The 20,967-nt window shown below is 70.8% G+C and carries 20 protein-coding genes; 10 read left to right on the top strand and 10 right to left on the bottom strand.

What is annotated here, in order from left to right; translation table 11 throughout:
• Positions 1-29 precede the first annotated feature (29 nt).
• Genes J3P44_RS16360 through J3P44_RS16350 form a run of 3 tightly spaced genes read left to right on the top strand, consistent with a single transcriptional unit; the run spans position 30 to position 2,676 of the window.
• Positions 30-968: an ABC transporter ATP-binding protein gene (locus tag J3P44_RS16360; protein WP_255891494.1), complete on the top strand. Its 939-nt coding sequence runs from the start codon at positions 30-32 to the stop codon at positions 966-968.
• Positions 965-1,750, top strand: coding sequence for an ABC transporter permease (locus J3P44_RS16355; protein WP_255891493.1), 786 nt, complete (start codon positions 965-967; stop codon positions 1,748-1,750). The genes J3P44_RS16360 and J3P44_RS16355 overlap by 4 nt, the downstream gene beginning before the upstream one ends.
• On the top strand, positions 1,750-2,676 hold the full coding sequence (locus J3P44_RS16350) for a COX15/CtaA family protein (RefSeq protein ID WP_255891492.1): 927 nt from the start codon (positions 1,750-1,752) through the stop codon (positions 2,674-2,676). The genes J3P44_RS16355 and J3P44_RS16350 overlap by 1 nt, the downstream gene beginning before the upstream one ends.
• Before the next feature lie 10 nt (positions 2,677-2,686).
• Here J3P44_RS16350 and J3P44_RS16345 read toward each other — a convergent pair whose 3' ends face one another.
• The 3 genes from J3P44_RS16345 to J3P44_RS16335 all read right to left on the bottom strand — a co-directional run bounded on the left by J3P44_RS16345 (position 2,687) and on the right by J3P44_RS16335 (position 5,330).
• Positions 2,687-3,166, bottom strand: a complete 480-nt coding sequence (locus tag J3P44_RS16345; protein ID WP_255891491.1) for a class F sortase — start codon at positions 3,164-3,166, stop codon at positions 2,687-2,689.
• Positions 3,166-4,125 carry a hypothetical protein gene (locus tag J3P44_RS16340; RefSeq protein WP_255891490.1) on the bottom strand — a complete coding sequence of 320 codons (960 nt, stop codon included), beginning with the start codon at positions 4,123-4,125 and terminating at the stop codon, positions 3,166-3,168. The genes J3P44_RS16345 and J3P44_RS16340 overlap by 1 nt, the downstream gene beginning before the upstream one ends.
• Before the next feature lie 245 nt (positions 4,126-4,370).
• Positions 4,371-5,330 carry a heme o synthase gene (locus J3P44_RS16335; RefSeq protein WP_255891489.1) on the bottom strand — a complete coding sequence of 320 codons (960 nt, stop codon included), beginning with the start codon at positions 5,328-5,330 and terminating at the stop codon, positions 4,371-4,373.
• A 336-nt stretch (positions 5,331-5,666) separates the two neighbouring features.
• Here J3P44_RS16335 and tkt point away from each other — a divergent pair, with 336 nt between their 5' ends.
• From tkt to J3P44_RS16300, 7 genes are all read left to right on the top strand, one after another.
• The gene (gene tkt, locus J3P44_RS16330; protein ID WP_372496614.1) at positions 5,667-7,700 is read left to right on the top strand and encodes a transketolase; all 2,034 of its coding nucleotides are present in this window, start codon (positions 5,667-5,669) and stop codon (positions 7,698-7,700) included.
• A 52-nt stretch (positions 7,701-7,752) separates the two neighbouring features.
• Entirely contained in the window at positions 7,753-8,868 is a 1,116-nt protein-coding gene (gene tal / locus J3P44_RS16325; protein ID WP_255891487.1) for a transaldolase, read from the top strand.
• Positions 8,869-8,944: 76 nt separating this feature from the next.
• The gene (gene pgi, locus J3P44_RS16320) at positions 8,945-10,615 is read left to right on the top strand and encodes a glucose-6-phosphate isomerase (protein ID WP_255891486.1); all 1,671 of its coding nucleotides are present in this window, start codon (positions 8,945-8,947) and stop codon (positions 10,613-10,615) included.
• A 61-nt stretch (positions 10,616-10,676) separates the two neighbouring features.
• On the top strand, positions 10,677-12,200 hold the full coding sequence (gene zwf, locus J3P44_RS16315) for a glucose-6-phosphate dehydrogenase (RefSeq protein ID WP_255891485.1): 1,524 nt from the start codon (positions 10,677-10,679) through the stop codon (positions 12,198-12,200).
• On the top strand, positions 12,200-13,111 hold the full coding sequence (locus J3P44_RS16310) for a glucose-6-phosphate dehydrogenase assembly protein OpcA (protein WP_255891484.1): 912 nt from the start codon (positions 12,200-12,202) through the stop codon (positions 13,109-13,111). Before zwf ends, J3P44_RS16310 begins: the two co-directional genes overlap by 1 nt.
• Complete coding sequence (pgl, locus tag J3P44_RS16305; protein ID WP_255891483.1) at positions 13,108-13,836, top strand: 6-phosphogluconolactonase; 729 nt, start codon at positions 13,108-13,110, stop codon at positions 13,834-13,836. The genes J3P44_RS16310 and pgl overlap by 4 nt, the downstream gene beginning before the upstream one ends.
• 185 nt (positions 13,837-14,021) lie before the next feature.
• Entirely contained in the window at positions 14,022-14,987 is a 966-nt protein-coding gene (locus tag J3P44_RS16300; RefSeq protein WP_255891482.1) for a type IV toxin-antitoxin system AbiEi family antitoxin, read from the top strand.
• Positions 14,988-15,129: 142 nt separating this feature from the next.
• Here the strand turns inward: J3P44_RS16300 and J3P44_RS16295 are convergent, their stop codons facing one another.
• The 7 genes from J3P44_RS16295 to J3P44_RS16265 form a co-directional block, all read right to left on the bottom strand.
• On the bottom strand, positions 15,130-15,489 hold the full coding sequence (locus J3P44_RS16295) for an RNA polymerase-binding protein RbpA (protein WP_255891481.1): 360 nt from the start codon (positions 15,487-15,489) through the stop codon (positions 15,130-15,132).
• A 25-nt stretch (positions 15,490-15,514) separates the two neighbouring features.
• Complete coding sequence (gene secG / locus J3P44_RS16290; protein WP_255891480.1) at positions 15,515-15,754, bottom strand: preprotein translocase subunit SecG; 240 nt, start codon at positions 15,752-15,754, stop codon at positions 15,515-15,517.
• A 43-nt stretch (positions 15,755-15,797) separates the two neighbouring features.
• Positions 15,798-16,568 carry a triose-phosphate isomerase gene (gene tpiA, locus J3P44_RS16285; RefSeq protein ID WP_255891637.1) on the bottom strand — a complete coding sequence of 257 codons (771 nt, stop codon included), beginning with the start codon at positions 16,566-16,568 and terminating at the stop codon, positions 15,798-15,800.
• A 27-nt stretch (positions 16,569-16,595) separates the two neighbouring features.
• Positions 16,596-17,807 carry a phosphoglycerate kinase gene (locus J3P44_RS16280; protein ID WP_255891479.1) on the bottom strand — a complete coding sequence of 404 codons (1,212 nt, stop codon included), beginning with the start codon at positions 17,805-17,807 and terminating at the stop codon, positions 16,596-16,598.
• A gap of 5 nt (positions 17,808-17,812) precedes the next feature.
• Positions 17,813-18,808, bottom strand: coding sequence for a type I glyceraldehyde-3-phosphate dehydrogenase (gene gap, locus J3P44_RS16275; protein ID WP_255891478.1), 996 nt, complete (start codon positions 18,806-18,808; stop codon positions 17,813-17,815).
• Positions 18,809-18,964: 156 nt separating this feature from the next.
• Positions 18,965-19,951: a DNA-binding protein WhiA gene (gene whiA / locus J3P44_RS16270; protein WP_255891477.1), complete on the bottom strand. Its 987-nt coding sequence runs from the start codon at positions 19,949-19,951 to the stop codon at positions 18,965-18,967.
• 46 nt (positions 19,952-19,997) lie between these two features.
• Positions 19,998-20,966 (bottom strand): gluconeogenesis factor YvcK family protein, encoded by a 969-nt coding sequence (locus J3P44_RS16265; protein WP_255891476.1) that lies wholly within the window; start codon positions 20,964-20,966, stop codon positions 19,998-20,000.
• Between the last annotated feature and the right edge of the window lies 1 nt (position 20,967).

Here is a 20,967-nt window from a genome sequence, read left to right as displayed (position 1 = left end):
GTGGAGAGACGCGTCCCTAGACTGGCGACGTGTCCACCGCTACGCCTGCCGTCTCGGTCGACGGCCTGGTGATGCGGTACGGCGACAAGCTGGCCGTCGACGGACTGTCCCTCGAGGTGGCGCGCGGATCCATCACCGCGGTCCTCGGTCCCAACGGTGCCGGCAAGACCACGACGCTGGAGACCTGCGAGGGCTACCGCGTCCCCCAGCAGGGAACGGTGCGGGTGCTGGGTCTCGACCCGCAGCGCGACCGAGCCGCCCTACTCCCCCGCATCGGCGTGATGCTGCAGTCCGGGGGGGCCTGGAGCGGAGTGCGGGCGCTCGAGATGCTCGAGCACATGGCGTCCCTGCACGCCCACCCGCTCGACACCACCATGCTCAGCGAGCGGCTCGGGCTCGGTGACTGCGGCAGGACTCCCTACCGTCGCCTCTCCGGCGGGCAGCAGCAGCGCCTGGGCCTCGCGATCGCCCTGGTCGGTCGTCCGGAGCTGGTCTTCGTCGACGAGCCCACGGCAGGCATGGACCCGCAGGCACGGCGTACGACCTGGGAGCTGCTGGAGGAGATCCGCGGCGACGGGGTGACCGTCGTGCTGACCACGCACCACATGGACGAGGCGGAGCACCTGGCCGACCGGATCCACATCGTCGACCGCGGCAGGGTGATCACCAGCGGCACGCCGGGCGAGCTGACGCGCGACGGTCGCACCGCGACGATCCGGCTCGTGGTCAACCGTCCCTTCCCCGACGGCGCCCCTGAGTCGCTGCGTGCCGAGCTCGGCCCGGACACCGAGGTACGCCAGCTCGACGAGGTCAGCATGCTCATCCACGGCCCGGCCGACTCGATGACCCTGGGACGGGTCTCCCGGTGGTGCGAGGAGCACGACGTGCTGCCGCAGACCCTCAACCTGGGCCAGCGCACCCTCGAGGACGTGTTCCTCGAGCTCACGGGCCGGGAGCTGGCGTCATGACCACCAGCACCTTCACCCCAGCGCCCGGCGGGGCGCGGCTGTCTCGGATGGTCCTGGCGCAGTCCCGCATGGAGGCGCGGCTCATGCTGCGCAACGGCGAGCAGCTGCTGCTGGCGATCGTCATCCCGGTGATCGTGCTCGTCGGAGGGGTGGCCGCGGCCGACCGGATCGGCATCGACCTCGACGGCCACCGCGCGGTCGACATCCTCGCCCCTGGCGTGCTCGCACTCGCGGTGATGTCGACCGCCTTCACCTCCGTCGCGATCGCCACCGGCTTCGAGCGCCGCTACGGCGTGATCAAGCTCCTGGGCTCCTCGCCCCTGCCGCGCTCCGGACTGCTGCTCGGCAAGGTCCTCGCCCTGCTCAACGTCGTCGCCCTCCAGCTCGTCGTGCTGGTGGCCGTGGGACTGGCGCTCGGCTGGGAGCCGACGCTTGCCCACCCTCCTCGCTCGCTCGTGGCGCTCACCCTCGCGGTCTGCCTGGGGACGGCCGCGTTCGCGGCGCTCGGGCTCTTCGTCGCCGGCGTGCTGCGTGCCGAGGCCACGCTGGCCCTGGCCAACCTGGTCTACCTGCTGCTCATGGCCGGCGGCGGTGTGGTCCTCCCGACGAGCACGTACGGCGCCGCTTCGTCGCTGATCGCCTGGCTGCCGTCCGGCGCCCTGGGCGAGGCGGTGCGCGCGGCCCTCGTCGACGCCAGCATCGACGGTCGGTCCCTGCTCGTCCTGGCTGGCTGGGCCGTCGTCGGCGCCGTGCTCACCGCTCGAACCTTCAGGTGGGAATGATGGACGCGCTCCTCCACCGCCTCGCCCGACACCTGTGGCCACTCGCGGTCGCCAACCTCGTGGCCAACATCGGCATCGTCGTGACCGGTGCAGCCGTCCGACTGACCGGCTCCGGGCTCGGGTGCCCGACGTGGCCGCGCTGCACCGACGCGTCGTACGTCGCGCACGGCGAGCTGGGCATCAACGGCGCCATCGAGTTCGGCAACCGGCTGCTGACCTTCGGCCTGTCGGCCGTGGCCATCCTGTGCTTCCTCGCCGCGCTCGGTGCCCGGCACCGCCGCGCGACCCGGCTGGCCTTCGTGGTCGGGCTCGGCATCCCAATGCAGGCGCTCATCGGCGGCGTCACCGTGCTGACCGACCTCAACCCGTGGATCGTGGCGGGGCACTTCCTGCTCTCGATGGCGATCATCATGGTCTGCGTCGCCCTGCTCGACGAGCTGCGCAGCCCCCAGCGCGAGCTCGCTCCGCCGCCGGTGCGTGTCCTGGCGTGGGCGACCCTGGCGGCGGGATGGGTCGTGCTCTACCTCGGCACCGTCGTGACCGGTGCCGGTCCGCACGCCGGCGACGCCGAGTCACCGCGCAACGGGCTCGACCCCGCGATCGTGTCGCAGGTCCACGCCACGTCGGTGTACGTCCTCGTCGCCCTCACCGTCGCGCTGCTCGTCGTCGCGGTGCGCGGCGGGCACCGCTGGCTGGCCACCGTCACCTCGTTGGTCCTGCTCATCGAGGTGCTGCAAGGCGTGCTGGGGTGGGTCCAGTACTGGCTCGACCTGCCGGTCGGACTGGTGGCCCTGCACATGCTCGGGGCCGCCCTCCTCGCGGCCGGCCTGGCCCGGATCGCGCTCGCCGTCCTGCCCCACAGCGCGGGCCTCGAGGCCCGCGCAGACGGACGCCGACAGGCCGACCCCGCGACCCGGGCCCCCTAGGAGTCGGCCCTCAGCGGCCCACCTTGCGCGCGAACACCACCGTGCGCTGGGAGTAGTCGTCCGCCTTGCAGCCGACCAGCACGATGCGGGCCGGCCCCGAGACGGAGTAGAGGGCGCCCATCCGGCGCTTCGCCGGCCAGTACTCGCGGCGGGTGACCTCGAACCGGCAGCCGGCGACCTTGATCTCGTCGCCACGCCGCAGCTGCCCCCACCTGTCGGCGACGCCGTTGCCGGCACGCCACGCGTGGCCGGCGTACACGGTGCTGCCGGTCGGGTCGCAGGGTGGATCACCCTTCGACCAGGTGTAGACGGCGCCGCGCAGCTGGGAGCCGACCGCCAAGGTGTCGTTGCGGGCGGGCACCTCGATGACGACCGCGTCGGTGCCCGTCCGGGCGATGTGCAGCCGGTCAGGGGCGGCGTGAGCCGCACCCTGACCGGCCAGCAGCACCGTCGCGCACAGCGTCATCACCGCGAGCGGGGTGCGGCGCATCACGAACCGGTGTTGGGCGCGATCTCCGGCGCCTGCGCACAGGGCTTGCGGGTGAAGGTCATCTTCCAGACCTGCTTGCCCCGCAGCTCGACCGTCGGGTCCGCGGCCTCGGCGCGGACAGTGACGGAGCGGGTCGTCGCCCGCAGCCAGACGCCTTGGCGGAGCACCTTGCCGCCGGCCTCGTAGACGACACCGGAGCGCTTGGCGACCTTGAACAGGTCACTGGCGCGACCGCACTTGTCGATCTGCCGGGCCTCTGCCTTGACGACGCGCACCTCGCCCGGCAGCACCTCCGGCGCGGCCACCACGGGGGGCGTCACGACGGGCGGGGTCACGACCGGCGGGGTGACCACAGGGCAGGGCTGGTTGCTGTCGGTGGGCACCGGGTGGGTGATGGACGTCTGGCCGTTGCCGAAGGAGTAGCCCGGGTCGGCAGTGATGGTGAGGCTGCCGTCGGGGTGGGACGTCGACGTCCAGGGGCCACTGGGGACCTGCCCGTAGTGGGCGTTGCCCGGACCGCACTCGTCGACCACCGGCACCGTCGGAGGTGTGACGGTCTTGACGGCGCAGCTGTCGCTGAACGACGCCACCGGGATGCTGCCGGAGTTGGTGGCGGTGGCGTTGTTGCTCCACTTGGCCGCCAGCGTCAACGTGAGCGGCGACGCGGGCTTGGTGGTCACGGTCTCGGTGAAGGTCCGCGTCTGGGCAGCAGTCAACGTGGTGCCGACCGGAACGGCGGACGGACGGTTGGAGCCCGTGATCGTCTCCGTGATCTGCTCGCTGTTGACCACCCGCCAGGTCACGGCCCATCCGCCTCCGCTCGCGCACGCGACCGTGCCGGAGATGGTGTTGTGATGGGCGCTGGCGGCCCCTGCCACGCCGAGGACGGCGAAGCCGACGGCGAGGACCAGCGTCACCAGCCTGGTCACCGCCCGGTGGCCGATGCGGCTCCCGCGCATCCCCATCGTCTTCTCGGTCCTGCGGTCCGATCGCTCGGACGGTCGATCGTGTGGTGCTGAATCCATGGTGCAGGTGCTCCCCAGGTAGCCAGGGCAGGCCGAATGCCTCCCCCGTGACGCCGATTCAACGGGGATCGGGCTCGACGGACACGGAAGGAACTCTCAAGAAGATGTCTAGGCTCTGTCAGTCCCCAGACGATTCCTGCGATGTGCGTTACGGGACGGCGCCGGGCGGCGGCCAGGGATCAGCGGCCGAGCAACGGGTCGAGCGCGACGGCCACGAACAGCAGCGACAGGTAGAGGTTCGAGGCGTGGAAGAGGCGCATCGGGTTGATCTCGCTCAGCACGTCGGAGCTCCTGGCGCGCGACCACATGCGGTGCGCCTCGACGAGGAAGACCGCTCCGAGGACGGCGGCCGCCGCCGGGTAGACCAGGCTGGTGCCGGCGACCGGCCAGAGCAGCAACGAGGTCGCGACCATCACCCAGCTGTAGAGGACCACCTGGCGCCCGACCTCGGAAGCGGGCCTGACCACGGGCAGCATCGGCACGTCGACGTTGCGGTAGTCCTCGCGGTAGCGCAGCGCGAGCGCCCATGTGTGGGGCGGGGTCCAGAAGAAGACCACGAGGAAGAGCACGACCGGCGTCCACGCCAGCTGACCCGTCACCGCGGTCCAGCCGATCAGCGCGGGGAAGCAGCCTGCCAAGCCACCCCAGACGATGTTCTGGGTGGTGCGGCGTTTGAGCAGCATCGTGTAGACGAAGACGTAGAAGGCGTTGGCGAGCAGGGACAGACCGGCTGAGAGCCAGTTGACCCACAGCGCCAGCACCACGGTCGACAGCACGGCCAGGACGGTCGCGAAGACCAGCGCCGAGAGCGGGGACACCATGTGGCGCGGCAGCGCGCGGCGACGCGTACGACGCATCTGCTCGTCGATGTCGCGGTCGTAGACGCAGTTGTAGGCCGACGCCGAGCCGGCCGACAGGGCGCCGCCCACCACGGTCGCGGCCACGAGGCCCAGCGCAGGGATGCCGCGCTCGGCGAAGAACATCACCGGCACGGTGGTGAGGAGCAGCAGCTCGATGACCCGCGGCTTGGTGAGCCCGACGTAGGCGGCGACGACGTCGCGCCAGGTCGTGGACTCCTGCTCGGGTCCGTCGCCGGTCGACGGCCGCGCGGACGCAGCGTTCGGGCCGGCGTGGGACACGGTGGGGACCTCTTGCAAGGGGGATGAGACGGAACGGGCAGGACACGGATGGGACGCGGACTCACGGGGAACTCATGGGGGACCGAAGGGATGAACAGCGGGGAGAACCTGCGTCCGGAGCGACCCTCGGGTGGGGTCGAGTCTACTCGGGCACGGCGATAGGCTCGCAGTCGAGGCCACCCCAACGGACCTGTGATCCCGGCTGCACTCCCCGTGGTGCAGTCCAGCTGCACTCCATCGAGAGGAACCGCGTTGACCGAGAAGTCCACCCTGCCCACCACCCTCGAGTGGGACGACGTCGACCAGCGCGCCGTGGACACGGCCCGGGTCCTGGCGATGGACGCGGTGCAGAAGGTCGGCAACGGCCACCCCGGCACGGCGATGAGCCTGGCACCCGCGGCGTACCTGCTCTTCCAGAAGGTGATGCGCCACAACCCGGCCGATCCCGACTGGACCGGTCGCGACCGCTTCGTGCTCTCCGCCGGGCACAGCTCGATCACGCTCTACACCCAGCTCTACCTCGGCGGCTGGGGCCTCGAGATCGAGGACCTGCGCTCGCTGCGCACGTGGGGCAGCAAGACCCCCGGGCACCCGGAGCACGGCCACACGGCCGGGGTCGAGACCACCACCGGTCCCCTCGGCCAGGGCGTCGCCAACGCGGTCGGCATGGCCATGGCGGCCCGCCGCGAGCGGGGCATCCTCGACCCCGGCACGGCTGAGGACGAGTCGCCGTTCACCCACCACGTCTACGCCATCTGCTCCGACGGCGACCTGCAGGAGGGCGTCAGCGGCGAGGCCTCGTCCATCGCGGGCACCCAGCAGCTGGGCAACCTCACGATGATCTACGACGCCAACCGGATCTCGATCGAGGGCGACACCGATGTCGCCTTCACCGAGGACGTCGGCGCGCGCTACGAGGCCTACGGCTGGCACGTCCAGACCGTCGACTGGACCAACGACGGCACCGACTACGTCGAGGACGTGCCCGAGCTCTACGCCGCCGTCCGTGCCGCCGCCGAGGTCAGCGACCGCCCCAGCCTGATCGTCCTGCGCACCGTCATCGCCTGGCCCGCCCCCAACGCCCAGGGCACCGGCAAGTCCCACGGCTCGGCGCTGGGCGCCGAGGAGGTCGCGGCCACCAAGAAGATCCTGGGCTTCGACCCCGATGCGCACTTCGAGGTGCCCGAGGACGTGCTGGACCGCACCCGCTCGCTGGTCGACCGGGGCAAGGTGTGGCAGGCGGCCTGGCAGGAAAGGTTCGACACCTGGCAGGAGTCGGCCCCGGCCGAGGTCCTCGAGGTCTTCCAGCGCATGCAGACGCGCGCTCTGCCCGAGGGGCTCGCCGACGTGCTCCCCCGCTTCGACGCCGACCCCAAGGGCGTCGCCACCCGCAAGGCGTCGGGGCAGGTCATCAACGCGGTGGCGGGCGTCATGCCCGAGCTCTGGGGAGGGTCGGCCGACCTCGCGGAGTCCAACAACACCACCATCGAGGACGCGCCCTCCTTCATCCCCGAGAGCCGCTCCACCGACCAGTGGACCGGCGACCCGCTCGCCGGGCGGGTGCTGCACTTCGGCATCCGTGAGCACGGCATGGGCGGGATCCTCAACGGCATCGCGCTGCACGGTGGCACCCGAGTCTTCGGCGGCACCTTCCTCACCTTCAGCGACTACATGCGCGGCTCCGTCCGCCTCGCCGCGCTGATGGGCCTGCCGGTCACCTACGTGTGGACCCACGACTCCATCGGCCTCGGTGAGGACGGACCCACCCACCAGCCGATCGAGCACCTCGCCGCGCTGCGCGCGATCCCGGGCCTCGACGTCGTACGCCCGGCGGACGCCAACGAGACCGCGGCCGCCTGGCACGCCGTGCTCCAGCGCACCGACCACCCCGCGGGCATCGCACTGACCCGCCAGAACGTCCCGGTCTTCCCGCGCGGCGAGGAGGGCTTCAGCGACACCTCCGACGTCCACCGCGGCGGCTACGTCCTGCTCGACGTCGACGGCGGCGACCCCGACGTGATCCTGATGGGCACGGGCTCCGAGGTGCAGGTCGCGGTGGCCGCGCGCGAGCTCCTGGCCGCCGACGGCATCCGCGCCCGGGTCGTGTCGCTGCCCTGCCTCGAGTGGTTCGAGGAGCAGGACGAGGCCTACCGCGAGACGGTCCTGCCCCCCGCGGTCAAGGCGCGCGTCTCGGTCGAGGCCGGCGTCAAGCAGGGCTGGCGCGAGTACGTCGGCGACCACGGCCGCATCGTGTCCATCGACCACTATGGCGCCTCGGCGGACTTCGCCCGGATCTACGAGGAGTTCGACATCACCGGCGAGGCGGTGGCCAACGCCGCCCGCGACAGCCTGCGCACGCTCACCGACTGAGATCCGGCTGAGTCCGCGGCCACCCCACACCGATCCTTCTGGAGGCACACCCATGAACGACCGTCTCAAGGCCCTGGCTGACGCCGGGGTGTCCATCTGGCTCGACGACCTGTCCCGCGAGCGCCTGGAGACCGGCAACCTCGCTGACCTGGTGAAGAACAGCTTCGTGGTCGGGGTGACCTCCAACCCGGCGATCTTCCAGGCCGCGCTGGCCGACGGCGAGCGCTACGACCCCCAGGTCCGCGAGCTCGCTGCCGCACGCGCCGACGTGGACGAGGCGACCCGCACCATCACCACCGACGACGTACGAGAGGCCTGCCGGCTCATGCGGCCGGTCTTCGACGCCACCGACGGTGTCGACGGGCGCGTGTCGATCGAGGTCTCCCCCGGCCTCGCCCACCACACCGCGGAGACGGTGAAGGAGGCGGCCGAGCTCTGGGAGATCGTCGGCGAGCCCAACCTGCTCATCAAGATCCCGGGCACGAAGGAGGGGTGGCCGGCCATCACCGAGACCATCGCCGCCGGCATCTCGGTCAACGTCACGCTGATCTTCGGCCTCGAGCAGTACCGCAACGTGATGGAGGCCTACGTCTCCGGGCTGGAGCAGGCCCTGGCCAACGGCCACGACCTCGCCGGCATCCACTCGGTCGCGTCGTTCTTCGTCTCGCGCGTCGACTCCGAGATCGACAAGCGGCTCGAGGCGACGACGCAGGGGCCGGGCACCGACGCGGACCTGCGGGGCAAGGCCGGTGTGGCCAACGCCCGCCTCGCGTTCCAGATGTACGAGGAGTTCTTCAGCGGTGAGCGCTGGGAGGCCCTGGCCGCGAAGGGCGCGCGCAAGCAGCGCCCGCTCTGGGCCTCGACGGGCGTCAAGAACCCCGACTACGACGACACGATGTACGTCGTCGACCTCGTCGTGGAGGACACCGTCAACACCATGCCCGAGAAGACGCTCGAGGCCGTCGCCGACCACGGCGAGGTGCGCGGCGACCGGGTCCGGCCGTTCTACGACGACGCCGCGGCCCACATGCAGGCGCTGGCGGACGCGGGCGTCGACTACGACGACGTCATCGAGGTCCTGATCAAGGAGGGCGTCGACAAGTTCGTCGTCGCCTGGGACCAGCTCCAGACGACCCTGTCGGCATCGCTCGAGGCCGCCCGCGCATGAGCGAGCGCAGCGAGCTCATCAATCAGGACAGCGCGACTTGTGCCTCGTGCGCGCGCGGAGCGCAGCGAGTACGCGCATGAGCTTGGGGCCGGTCGACCCCACCACCACGGGCGCGTGGGCCCAGCTGTCCCGACTCGCCGACGGCTACGACCTCGACCTGCGCCGGCACCTGGCCGACGACCCCGCCTGGGTGCCCCACCAGACCCTGACCGCCGGCGACCTCCACGTCGACCTGTCCAAGAACCTCTGGGACGACGGCGTGGAGGCGGCCCTCCTGCGCCTGGCCGACGAGGTCGACCTGGGCGCGCGCCGCGACGCGATGTTCGCCGGTGAGCGCATCAACGTCACCGAGGACCGGGCAGTGCTGCACACCGCTCTCCGCCTCCCGGCCGACGCCTCGCTGACGGTCGACGGTCAGGACGTGGTGGCCGACGTGCACGAGGTGCTGGACCGGGCGTACGCCTTCGCTGAGCGCGTCCGGTCCGGCGAGTGGACCGGCGTCACCGGCCGCCGGATCGAGACGGTGGTCAACATCGGCATCGGGGGCTCGGACCTCGGCCCCGTCATGGCCTACGAGGCCCTCGAGCCCTACCGGCAGGACGGGCTCACCTGTCGCTTCATCAGCAACATCGACCCGACCGACGCGGGGCAGAAGCTGGCCGGGCTCGACCCCGAGACCACGCTGTTCATCGTGTCCAGCAAGACCTTCGGGACCCTGGAGACGTTGACCAACGCACGCCTCTGCAAGACGTGGCTCTTGGAGCGGCTGCCACCGGGAAGCGACCCGGCCGCCGCTGTGGCGCAGCACTTCGTGGCGGTCTCCACCGCGCTCGACAAGGTCGCCGACTTCGGCATCGACACCGACAACGCGTTCGGCTTCTGGGACTGGGTCGGCGGTCGCTACTCGATGGACTCCGCCATCGGCCTCTCGCTCGTCATCGCGATCGGTCCCGACCACTTCGCCGACCTGCTGGCCGGCTTCCACGCCATGGACGAGCACTTCCGCACCGCCCCCGCGGCGTCCAACGTGCCGCTGAAGATGGGCCTGCTCAACGTCTGGTACGTCAACTTCCTCGGTGCACACACCCACGCGGTCCTGCCCTACGCGCAGCTGCTGCACCGGTTCCCGGCCTACCTCCAGCAGCTCACCATGGAGTCCAACGGCAAGCGCGTGCGGTGGGACGGCACCGCCGTGGGCTACGACACCGGCGAGGTCTTCTGGGGCGAGCCCGGCACCAACGGCCAGCACGCGTTCTACCAGCTCATCCACCAGGGCACCCGGCTCGTCCCCGCCGACTTCATCGCCTTCGCCAACCCGGCGTACCCACTGGTCGATGACGTGGACGGGCAGGGTGTCGACGTGCACGAGCTGCTGCTGGCCAACTTCTTCGCCCAGACGCAGGCGCTGGCCTTCGGCAGGACGGCCGACGAGGTGCGCGCGCAGGGGGTGGCCGACAACCTGGTCCCCGCGCGGACCTTCCCCGGCAACCGGCCGACGACCTCCATCATGGCGCCGGCCCTCACACCCGGCGTGCTCGGACAGCTCGTGGCGCTCTACGAGCACGTCACGTTCGTCGAGGGCGCGGTCTGGGGCATCGACAGCTTCGACCAGTGGGGCGTCGAGCTCGGCAAGGAGCTCGCCCAGCAGCTGCGCCCGGCGGTGGCCGGTGACGCGGACGTCACGGCGCACCAGGATCCGTCCACACAGTCCCTGATCCGCTACTACCAGGAGACCCGAGGCCGATGAGCACCCCACGACGTTCTTCTCCCTCGCTCCGCTCCTCGGAACAACGCCTGGGGGACCCCGCATGACCGCTGCCAACCCGCTTCGTGACCCGCAGGACCGCCGGCTGCCGCGCATCGCAGGCCCGTGCGGGATGGTGCTCTTCGGCGTCACCGGCGACCTGTCGCGCAAGAAGGTCATGCCGGCCATCTACGACCTGGCCAACCGCGGCCTGCTGCCGCCGGGGTTCAGCCTCATCGGCTTCGCCAGGCGGGACTGGGCCGACCAGGACTTCGCCCAGATCGTGCACGACGCGGTCAAGGAGCACGCCCGTACGCCGTTCCGCGAGGAGGTGTGGAACCAGCTCTCCGAGGGCTTCCGCTTCGTCCCGGGCGACTTCGACGACGACGCCGCGTTCGACCAGCTCCGTCGCACTGTGGAGGAGCTCGACCAGCTCCGCGGCACCGGCGGCAACATGGCCTTCTACCTCGCGATCCCGCCGGCGTTCTTCGGCAACGTCGTGGGCCAGCTCAAGGAGCACGGGCTCGCCGACCTCGACGGCGACCAGTGGCGGCGCGTGGTGGTGGAGAAGCCGTTCGGGCACGACCTCGAGTCGGCGCGCGAGCTCAACGACATCCTCGCCGACGTCTTCCCGTCTGGCTCGATCTTCCGGATCGACCACTACCTCGGCAAGGAGACCGTCCAGAACATCCTGGCCATGCGGTTCGCCAACAACATGTTCGAGCCGATCTGGAACGCCAACTACGTCGACCACGTGCAGATCACGATGGCCGAGGACATCGGCATCGGCGGCCGGGCCGGCTACTACGACGGCATCGGCGCCGCCCGAGACGTCATCCAGAACCACCTCCTGCAGCTGATGGCGCTGGTCGCGATGGAGGAGCCGATCGCCTTCGACGCCGAGAGCCTGCGCTTCGAGAAGCAGAAGGTGCTCGCCTCCGCACAGCTGCCGCCCCCGCTCGACACGACCACCGCCCGCGGCCAGTACGTCGCCGGCTGGGCCGGCGGCGAGAAGGTCATCGGGTTCCTCGAGGAGGAGGGGATCAACAAGGCCTCGACGACCGAGACCTTCGCCGCCATCACCGTCCATGTCGACACCCGTCGCTGGGCCGGGGTGCCGTTCTACCTCCGCACCGGCAAGCGCCTGGGTCGCCGCGTGACCGAGGTGGCGATCGTCTTCAAGCGCGCACCGCACCTGCCCTTCTCACAGACCGCGACGGAGGACCTGAGCCAGAACGCGCTCGTGATCCGCGTGCAGCCCGACGAGGGCATGACGATGCGGTTCGGCGCCAAGGTCCCGGGCACCGCGATGGAGATCCGCGACGTCAACATGGACTTCGCCTACGGCGGATCGTTCACCGAGCCCAGCGCCGAGGCGTACGAACGGCTGATCCTCGACGTGCTGCTCGGCGACCCGCCGCTCTTCCCGCGGCACGAGGAGGTCGAGCTCTCCTGGCAGCTCCTCGACCCCGTGATCCAGCACTGGGCCAAGAAGGGCAGGCCGGACACCTACGACTCCGGCACCTGGGGCCCACCGTCCGCGGACGCGATGCTCGCCCGCGACGGACGTACGTGGAGGAGGCCATAGTGATCGAGCTCACCGACACCAACTCGGCGAAGATCGCCGCGGAGTTCGTGCGGGCCCGCACCCGCGCCGGGAGCCCGGCGATGGGGATGGTGATGACGCTGATCATCGTCGCCCCGGAGGAGGACGCTGCCGACGCGATGCTCGCGGCCAAGCGGGCCTCGCGCGAGCACCCCTCGCGCGTGCTCGGCGTGATCCTGGGCGACGCCCGCGGCGCCCCCCATGTCCACGCCCAGGTGGGCAGCGGCGACGGCTGGGGTGGCGAGACCGCCCTCATCCGGCTCAAGGGTGAGGTGGTCAAGCACGCCGAGTCCGTGGTGCTGCCGCTGCTGCTGCCCGACTCCCCCGTCGCCATCTGGTGGCCCACAGCCTCACCCGCCGACCCCGAGTCCGACCCGCTGGGTGCGCTCGCACAGCGTCGCATCACCGACTCCTCGGCAGCCTCGCGCGGCAAGTCCACCGCCATGATCGCCCAGTGCCGCTCCTACGCTCCCGGCAACACGGATCTCAGCTGGACCCGGCTGACCCCGTGGAGGGCGCTCCTCGCCGCCTCGCTCGACCAGCACCCCCTGAAGGTCACCGGCGCCACGGTCACCGCCGAGCGGGTCAGCCCCAGCGCCGACCTGCTCGTGGCCTGGCTTGCCGACCGCCTCAAGGTCGAGGTGAGGCGCCGCAGCTCCAAGGGCCCGGGCATCACCGAGGTCAGCATGGACACCAAGGAAGGGCCGATCCGCATCTCGCGTGCCGACGGGCGCCTGGCGACGTTCACCTCCCCCAACCGCCCGGACCGACCGGTGGCGCTCAAGCGTCGCGAGGTGCCGGCCCTGCTCGCGGAGGAGCTGAGGCGGCTCGACGAGGACGACGTCTACGCCGCCACCGCCGCTCGCCTCGTCAAGCTCGGAGCGAAGAAGTGACCGCCCCGGAGGTCCGGCGCCACGTCGACGCCGACATCCTGGTCGGCGACGTCGCCTCTGCCCTCCTCGACCGGCTCGAGGCGGCACAAGCGCGTGGTGACGTGCCCCATGTCGGGCTCACCGGTGGATCCATCGCCGAGGCTCTGCACCGAGAGCTCGCGCGTCGGGCTCCGGACTCCTCGGTCGACTGGTCGCGTGTGGTGTTCTGGTGGGGCGACGAGCGGTTCGTGCCCGCGGGCTCGCCCGATCGCAACTCCGGGAAGGCTCGACAGGACCTCCTCGACCACGTCGAGGTCGACCCGGCAAACGTCCACGAGGTGCCTGCCAGCGACGAGGTGGCGACCGCGGAGGAGGCCGCCGACGCCTACAGCGCGGCCCTGCGCGAGCACGGCGGTGGGTCCTTCGAGGTGTTGATGCTCGGCATCGGTCCCGACGGCCACGTGGCCTCCCTCTTCCCCGGCCATCCTGCTCTGTCGGCACGCGACACGATCGCGGTCGCGGTCCACGACTCCCCCAAGCCGCCCCCGGACCGCGTCACCCTCACCTTCGAGGCGATCGAGCGCTGCCGCGCGGTGTGGTTCATCGCCAGCGGCGAGGGAAAGGCCGACGCCGTCTCCCGCGCGCTCGCCGAGGGGGGCTCCGTCGAGGAGACGCCCGCCCGCGGCGTACGCAATGGCGAGATCGTGTGGTGGGTCGACGAGGCCGCCGCCTCCACCCTCCCCTGACCCCCGCCGAGCTGACGCTTGTGCACGTGCAGCACTCGCCGAGCTGACGCTTGTGCACGGTGCAGCACCCGCCGAGCTGACGCTTGTGCACGCGCAACACCCGCCGAGCTGACGCTTGTGTGCAGCTTGTCCACAGGCGAACCCCGTGCGGTTCCGGCGTCCTGTCAGGTGGGCACGAAGACGCCATGGATCTCACACCCTGGCTGCACCGTCCGTTCTTGGACGACACGTTTCCTTTGCCGACGCGGGTTCCCTTCACCGCGCGGATGGCGGCGCAGAACGGAGTCACGCGTCGCGACCTCGCCGCGCTGGTGGCAGCGGGATTGTTGCGGCACCCCATCAGGAACTGTTACGTCTCGGCGGAGCTGCCCGACGACATCGCCACTCGATGTGCCTGTCTCCGGCTCGTGGTGCCACCCGACGCCATCGTCGTCGAACGTCACGCCGGGTGGCTGCTGGGCGCCGACATGCTCCTCCTCCCCAACGAGCACCTCCACGCGCGGCCCGTGACGATGGACCTGCCGCTTGGCCGCGGTCGCCTCCGCAACAAGCTGGTCGACGGTGGCCAGCGTTCGCTGCTCCCGCGCGACGTCACAGAGATTCACGGCCTGAGAGTGACGACTCCCCTTCGCACCGCCCTCGATCTCGGCCGCCAACGTTGGCCCGAGCCAGCCATCACCGCCCTCGATGCGCTGCACCGACTCGGGGCCTTCACCGTGGAGGAGCTGGTGCAGGAGGTCGATCGGTTCAAGGGCATGCGGTGGGTGACGACGCTCCGGACGGTCGCCCCACACACGGACGGCAGGTCGCAGTCGGGTGGTGAGAGCGTGATCCGGTGGCGCTGGATGCAGCTGCCTGTGCCGGCTCCCGTGCCGCAGGTCGAGGTCAGGTCGGGCGCACGCCATGCGTTCGTCGATGTCGGGAATGCCGACCTCCGCGCAGGAGTCGAGTACGACGGCGAGGAGTGGCACTGCAGGCCGACGGACCGCGAGCACGACGCCCTACGACGCCACTGGTTGGACCGGGACGAGGACTGGGTGATCGAACCACTCGTGTGTGCCGACGTCTACGGCCCGCGGCAACGCGTGGAGGATGCCATCTTCTCGGTGGTCACCGAGGCGGTCAGGCGTACCCGTGGCCGCTCAGCGTGAGCACAAGCGTCAGCTCGGCACCTGCGCCGCGTGCACAAGCGTCAGTTCGGCGCGTGTGCTGCGTGCACAAGCGTCAGTTCGGCGCGTGTGCTGCGTGCACAAGCGTCAGTTCGGCGCGTGTGCCGCGTGCACAAGCGGCAGGTCAGAAGATGATCTCGCCGGCCTTGCGGCGGCTGCGCAGCAGGGCGACGGCCTCGTCGAGGATGTCGGCCGCCTCGGTCTCGCTGCGACGCTCCTTGACGTAGGCCAGGTGCGTCTTGTAGGGCTCGATCTTCGGCGCCGGCGGCGGGTTCTCACTGTCCAGACTGGCCGGGAGCCCGCACTTGGGGCAGTCCCACGACTCCGGCACGGCGGCCTCGATCGCGAACGTCACCACCGACCGGTGGCCGTGACTGCAGAAGTAGGTGACCGTCTGGCGCGGCGCGGCCTCGCCACGCTCGGCCTCACCCATGGGGCCAGCTCCGACCCGACTACCGCGGATCGCGTTTCCACCACCAGCCACGAGTACTACTCCTTATCCGGGGGACTCAGTTGCCCTGGTAGGCCTTGAGCAGGCCCAGGGCGACGATGCAGGCAAACCAGATGACGCCGACCCCGACCGTGAAACGATCGAGGTTGCGCTCAGCGATCGACGATCCCCCCAGACTGCTGGACACGCCGCCGCCGAACATGTCGGACAGACCGCCGCCGCGTCCCTTGTGGAGCAGCACCAGCAGGATCATGATCGCGCTCGTCACGACGAGCAGGATGGTAAAAGCCAGAATCACGAGCGGAAGCCTACGTCACGCCGGTTGCGAACCGGTGGGCGCCTCACAGCACGGGCATGTCGTAGAACCGGCAGATGCCGCCGAACTCGTCGACCTGCAGGCTGGCGCCGCCCACGAGGCACCCGTCGACGTCCGGCTTCTCCATGATCCCGCCGACGTTGGCGGCCTTGACCGACCCGCCGTAGAGGATCCGCAGGCCCTCGGCCGCCGCGTCGCCGTGCACCTCGCGGACCCGCTCGCGGATGGCGGCGCAGACCTCCTGGGCGTCGTCGGGGGTGGCCACCTCGCCGGTGCCGATTGCCCACACGGGCTCGTAGGCGACGACCAGGCCGGCGATCTGCTCGGCCGTGAAGCCGTCCAACGACCCGTCGACCTGCGTGAGCGTGAAGGGGACGTGCTCCCCCGCCTGGCGTACGTCGAGGCCCTCGCCCACGCACACGATCGGGGTCATGCCGGCCTGCAGCGCCTTGTGTGCCTTGCCGTTGACCAGCTCGTCGCTCTCGTCGTGGTGCATCCGGCGCTCGGAGTGGCCCACCACGACGTAGGAGCAGCCGAGCTTGGCCAGCATCGCCGCGGAGATCTCGCCGGTGTAGGCGCCGTTGTCGTGGACGGAGACGTCCTGCGCGCCGTAGCGGATCGCCAGCCGGTCGCCGTCGACGAGGGTCTGCACCGACCGGATGTCGGTGAACGGCGGCACGACGACCACCTCGACCTTGGAGTAGTCGTGCCGCTTGTCCGACAGCGTCCAGGCGAGCTTCTGGATCAGCACCACCGCTTCTTGGTGGTTGAGGTTCATCTTCCAGTTGCCCGCCATCAGCGGGGTGCGCTTGTCAGCCACGGATCAGTCCCTCTCGAGTACAGCGATGCCCGGGAGCTCCTTGCCCTCCAGGAACTCCAGCGACGCGCCACCGCCGGTGGAGATGTGGCCGAACGCGGCCTCGTCGAAGCCGAGCTGGCGCACGGCAGCGGCTGAGTCGCCACCACCGACGACGGAGAGACCGTCGACCTCGGTCAGGGCCTGCGCCACGGCACGCGTGCCGTCCGCGAACGCGCCGACCTCGAACACACCCATCGGACCGTTCCAGAACACCGTCTTCGCGTCGCTCAGGGCTGCGGCGAACGCGGCGGCGGACTCGGGGCCGATGTCGAGGCCGAGGGCGTCCGACGGGATCTTCGAGGCGGGTACGACGGAGGGCTCGGGAGCCCGGTCGTCCGACGGGAACGCCGTGTCGACGACGATGTCGGTCGGGAGCAGGATCTCCACGCCGCGGTCCTCGGCCTCGCTGAGGTAGCGGGTGCAGGTGTCGAGCTGGTCGGCCTCGAGCAGGCTCTTGCCGACCTCGTGGCCCTGGGCCTTGAGGAAGGTGAAGACCATGCCGCCGCCGATCAACAGCTTGTCGGCCTTGTCGATGAGGTTGTCGATCACGCCGAGCTTGTCCGAGACCTTGGACCCGCCGAGGACCACGACGTAGGGGCGCTCGGGGTGATCAGTGAGCCGGCGGAGCACGTCGACCTCGGCAGCGACCAGTCCGCCCATCGCGGACGGCAGCCGCAGCGCCACGTCGTACACGCTCGCCTGCTTGCGGTGGACGACGCCGAAGCCGTCGGACACGAAGGCGTCGGCGAGCTGCGCGAGCTGGTCGGCGAAGGCACCCCGTACGTCGTCGTCCTTGCTGGTCTCACCGTCGTTGAAGCGCACGTTCTCCAGGACGGCGATCTCGCCGTCCTGGAGGCCCGCGACGGTCGCCGTGGCGCTCGCCCCGACGGTGTCGGTGGCGAAGGCGACGGGACGCTCCAGCAGCTCGGAGAGGCGCGCGGCGACCGGTTGCAACGAGTACTTGGGGTCGGGCGAGCCGTCCGGGCGGCCCAGGTGGGCCACGACGACCACCCGGGCCCCCGCGTCGGCGAGCTGGGCGATGGTCGGCACGCTCGCGCGGATCCGGCCGTCGTCGGTGATGGCGGCGCCGTCGAGGGGCACGTTGAGGTCCGAGCGGACCAGCACGCGCTTGCCCGTCAGGTCACCCAGTGAGGCGATGCCTGCAGAGGAGGACATCGACGTCAGAGCGTCGCGCCGATGTGGGTGATCAGGTCGGCCAGGCGGTTGGAGTAGCCCCACTCGTTGTCGTACCAGCCGACGACCTTGACCTGGTTGCCGATGACCTTCGTCAGCGGCGCGTCGAAGATGCAGGACGCCGGGTCGGTGACGATGTCGGAGGACACGATCGGGTCGGTGGAGTACTTGAGGTATCGCCCGTCGGCGGCCTTCTCGACAGCGGCGTTGACCTCCTCGACCGAGGTCTCGCGGCCCGCCTCGAAGGTGAGGTCCGTGGCGGAGCCGGTCGGGACCGGGACGCGGAGGGCGTAGCCGTCGAGCTTGCCCTTGAGCTCGGGCATGACCAGGCCGATGGCCTTCGCGGCGCCGGTCGAGGTGGGCACCACGTTGAGGGCGGCGGCGCGGGCGCGGCGGGGGTCCTTGTGGATGTTGTCGAGGAGGTTCTGGTCGGCGGTGTAGGCGTGCACCGTCGTCATCAGGCCCTTGACGATCGTGAACTCCTCGTGGAGCGCCTTCGCCATGGGTGCCAGGCAGTTGGTCGTGCACGACGCGTTGGAGATGACGGTGTGCTTGTCACCGTCGTAGAGCTCGTGGTTGACGCCCATCACCACGGTGATGTCCTCGTTGGAGGCGGGCGCGGAGATGATGACCTTCTTGGCACCCGCGTCGACGTGGGCGCGCGCCTTGGTGGCGTCGGTGAAGAAGCCGGTGGACTCGACGACGACGTCGACCCCCAGGTCGCCCCACTTGAGGTTGGCGGGGTCGCGCTCGGCGAACGCCGTGATGGTCTTGTCGCCGACCTTGATCGAACTCTCGTCGCTGGAGACGTCGGCGTCGAGCCGGCCCAGGATCGAGTCGAACTTGAGCAGGTGCGCCAGCGACGCGTTGTCGGTCAGGTCGTTGACGCCGACGATCTCGATGTCGGCGCCCGAGGCCTGGACGGCGCGGTAGAAGTTGCGGCCGATGCGGCCGAAGCCGTTGATGCCTACGCGAACGGTCATGGGTGCATGTCTCCTTGGGGTGGGGCCTTCAGTGACCCCGTCGACAACTCTGGCCTTTGGTGACCGGCTCCGACCTTATCGGGTACGGAGTGGGCCCCGACGCGCGGTCGCTCGCGGTACGGACAGGTAACTTTGGAACGATCCAAGAAGACGGGCTCAGCCGTCCTCGGCGAGCATCTCCGGAGTCAGCGACGCCTCGGTGTCGGGGATGCCGAGCTCCTCGGCCCGCTTGTCGGCCATGGCGAGCAGGCGGCGGATCCGACCGGCGATCGCGTCCTTGGTCAGCACCGGGTCGTGCAGCTGGCCCAGCTCCTCGAGCGAGGCCTGCTTGTGCTCCAGGCGCAGGTGTCCGGCCTGCCGGAGGTGGTCGGGGATCTCCTCGCCGAGGATCTCGAGCGCCCGCTCCACCCGGGCGCCGGCAGCGACGGCGGCGCGGGCCGAACGACGCAGGTTGGCGTCGTCGAAGTTGGCGAGCCGGTTGGCGGTGGCCCGGACCTCGCGGCGCATCCGGCGCTCCTCCCACGCCATCAGCGACTCGTGGGCACCGAGGCGGGTGAGGAGGGCGCCGATGGCGTCACCGTCCCGGATCACGACCCGGTCGACGCCGCGCACCTCGCGGGCCTTCGCCGAGATGCCGAGCCGTCGGGCCACGCCCACGATCGCGAGGGCGGCCTCGGGGCCCGGGCAGGTGATCTCGAGCGAGGACGAGCGTCCGGGCTCGGTCAAGGAGCCGTGCGCCAGGAAAGCGCCGCGCCAGGCGGCGACGGCGTCGCAGCCACCACCGCTCACGACGGCGGGCGGCAGGCCGCGTACGGGGCGACCGCGCTGGTCGAGCAGGCCGGTCTGGCGGGCCAGCGCCTCACCGTCCTTGGTCACCCGGACGATGTAGCGGCTGCCCTTGCGGATCCCGTTGCCCTGGACCATCACGACGTCCGAGGGGTGGCCGTAGACCTCGGAGATGTCCTTGCGCAGCCGGCGTGCCGCGGCGCCGGTGTCGAGCTCTGCCTCGACGACGATCCGGCCGCTCACGATGTGCAGGCCGCCGGCGAAGCGGAGCATCGAGGCCACCTCGGCCTTGCGGCAGCAGGTCTTGGTGATCTGGGTGGAGGCGAGCTCGGCCTTCACCTGTGCCGTCATTGCCATGAGCGGAATCCTGCCATGCTGGTCAACGACCCTCTCCCCGTTCGCCTCAGCCTTCGTCGACGATGAGCGCGAAGGCGGCCGCGAGACGGTCGGGATCGTGCCGCGGCTCCCCCGGGACGGCGAGGTCCGCAACGACCAGTCGGGCGCCCCGGTCGGTCACCGCCTTCTCCAGCTCGGCGCCGTCGCCAGCCAGCGAGCCGGCGTCGACGAGCACCGCGTGCACCGTGAGGTCGGGCGCGTGCTCGTAGAGGGCGGCGAGGTGGTCGGCGGGCCCGAAGCCGGTGGTCTCGCCCGCCTGGGCCTCCAGGTTGAGCACGACGATGAGCCGTCCCTCGGTCTCGGCGAGCGCCTGCCGCAGTCCCGGCACCATCAGGTGCGGGATGACGGAGGTGAACCACGACCCGGGTCCCAGCACCACCCACTCCGCCGCGCGGATGGCCTCGACGGCCTCCTGGCACGCCTCCGGGTCCTCGGGCACCAGGGCGACGGACTCGATCTGGCCGTCGGTCGTGGCGACCTCCACCTGTCCTCGTACGACCTGCACGGCTGTCGGGTCGGCGGGGTCGGCCCCACGGACCCGCGCCGTGATGTCCATGGGAGTGGTCGCCATCGGCAGCACGCGTCCGTGGGCACCCAGCAGCCGTCCCATCCAGTCGAGCGCTCGCACGTGGTCGCCCATCAGCTCCCACAGCGACACGATCAGCAGGTTGCCCACGACGTGGCCCTGCATCTCGCCCTGCCCGGCGAAGCGGTGCTGGACCACGTCGGCCCACGTGCGCCCCCACTCGTCGTCGCCGCAGAGGGCCGCGAGCGCCATCCGCAGGTCGCCGGGAGGGAGCACGCCGAACTCGCCGCGCAGCCGCCCGGACGAACCGCCGTTGTCCGCGACGGTGACCACCGCGGTCAGGTCGTCGATGGTCAGGTCGTCGTGGAGCCGCCGCAGTGCGGACAGCGTGGCGGCGAGCCCGTGGCCCCCACCGAGGGCGACCGCGGCCTCCGCGGTACGGCGTGCCACG

The organism is Nocardioides astragali, assembly GCF_024436375.1.
Taxonomy (GTDB): domain Bacteria; phylum Actinomycetota; class Actinomycetes; order Propionibacteriales; family Nocardioidaceae; genus Nocardioides; species Nocardioides astragali.
This window is presented reverse-complemented; position numbering and strand designations above follow the sequence as displayed.

Excerpts from the sequence above, each read along its gene's own strand:
- J3P44_RS16355 (WP_255891493.1), top strand. The coding sequence starts at position 965 with ATGACCACCAGCACCTTCACCCCAGCGCCCGGCGGGGCGCGGCTGTCT.
- J3P44_RS16350 (WP_255891492.1), top strand. The coding sequence starts at position 1,750 with ATGGACGCGCTCCTCCACCGCCTCGCCCGACACCTGTGGCCACTCGCG.
- J3P44_RS16345 (WP_255891491.1), bottom strand. The coding sequence starts at position 3,166 with ATGCGCCGCACCCCGCTCGCGGTGATGACGCTGTGCGCGACGGTGCTG.
- J3P44_RS16340 (WP_255891490.1), bottom strand. The coding sequence starts at position 4,125 with ATGCGCGGGAGCCGCATCGGCCACCGGGCGGTGACCAGGCTGGTGACG.
- tkt (WP_372496614.1), top strand. The coding sequence starts at position 5,667 with ATGGACGCGGTGCAGAAGGTCGGCAACGGCCACCCCGGCACGGCGATG.
- tal (WP_255891487.1), top strand. The coding sequence starts at position 7,753 with ATGAACGACCGTCTCAAGGCCCTGGCTGACGCCGGGGTGTCCATCTGG.
- pgi (WP_255891486.1), top strand. The coding sequence starts at position 8,945 with ATGAGCTTGGGGCCGGTCGACCCCACCACCACGGGCGCGTGGGCCCAG.
- zwf (WP_255891485.1), top strand. The coding sequence starts at position 10,677 with ATGACCGCTGCCAACCCGCTTCGTGACCCGCAGGACCGCCGGCTGCCG.
- J3P44_RS16300 (WP_255891482.1), top strand. The coding sequence starts at position 14,022 with ATGGATCTCACACCCTGGCTGCACCGTCCGTTCTTGGACGACACGTTT.
- tpiA (WP_255891637.1), bottom strand. The coding sequence starts at position 16,568 with ATGGCGGGCAACTGGAAGATGAACCTCAACCACCAAGAAGCGGTGGTG.
- J3P44_RS16280 (WP_255891479.1), bottom strand. The coding sequence starts at position 17,807 with ATGTCCTCCTCTGCAGGCATCGCCTCACTGGGTGACCTGACGGGCAAG.
- gap (WP_255891478.1), bottom strand. The coding sequence starts at position 18,808 with ATGACCGTTCGCGTAGGCATCAACGGCTTCGGCCGCATCGGCCGCAAC.
- whiA (WP_255891477.1), bottom strand. The coding sequence starts at position 19,951 with ATGGCAATGACGGCACAGGTGAAGGCCGAGCTCGCCTCCACCCAGATC.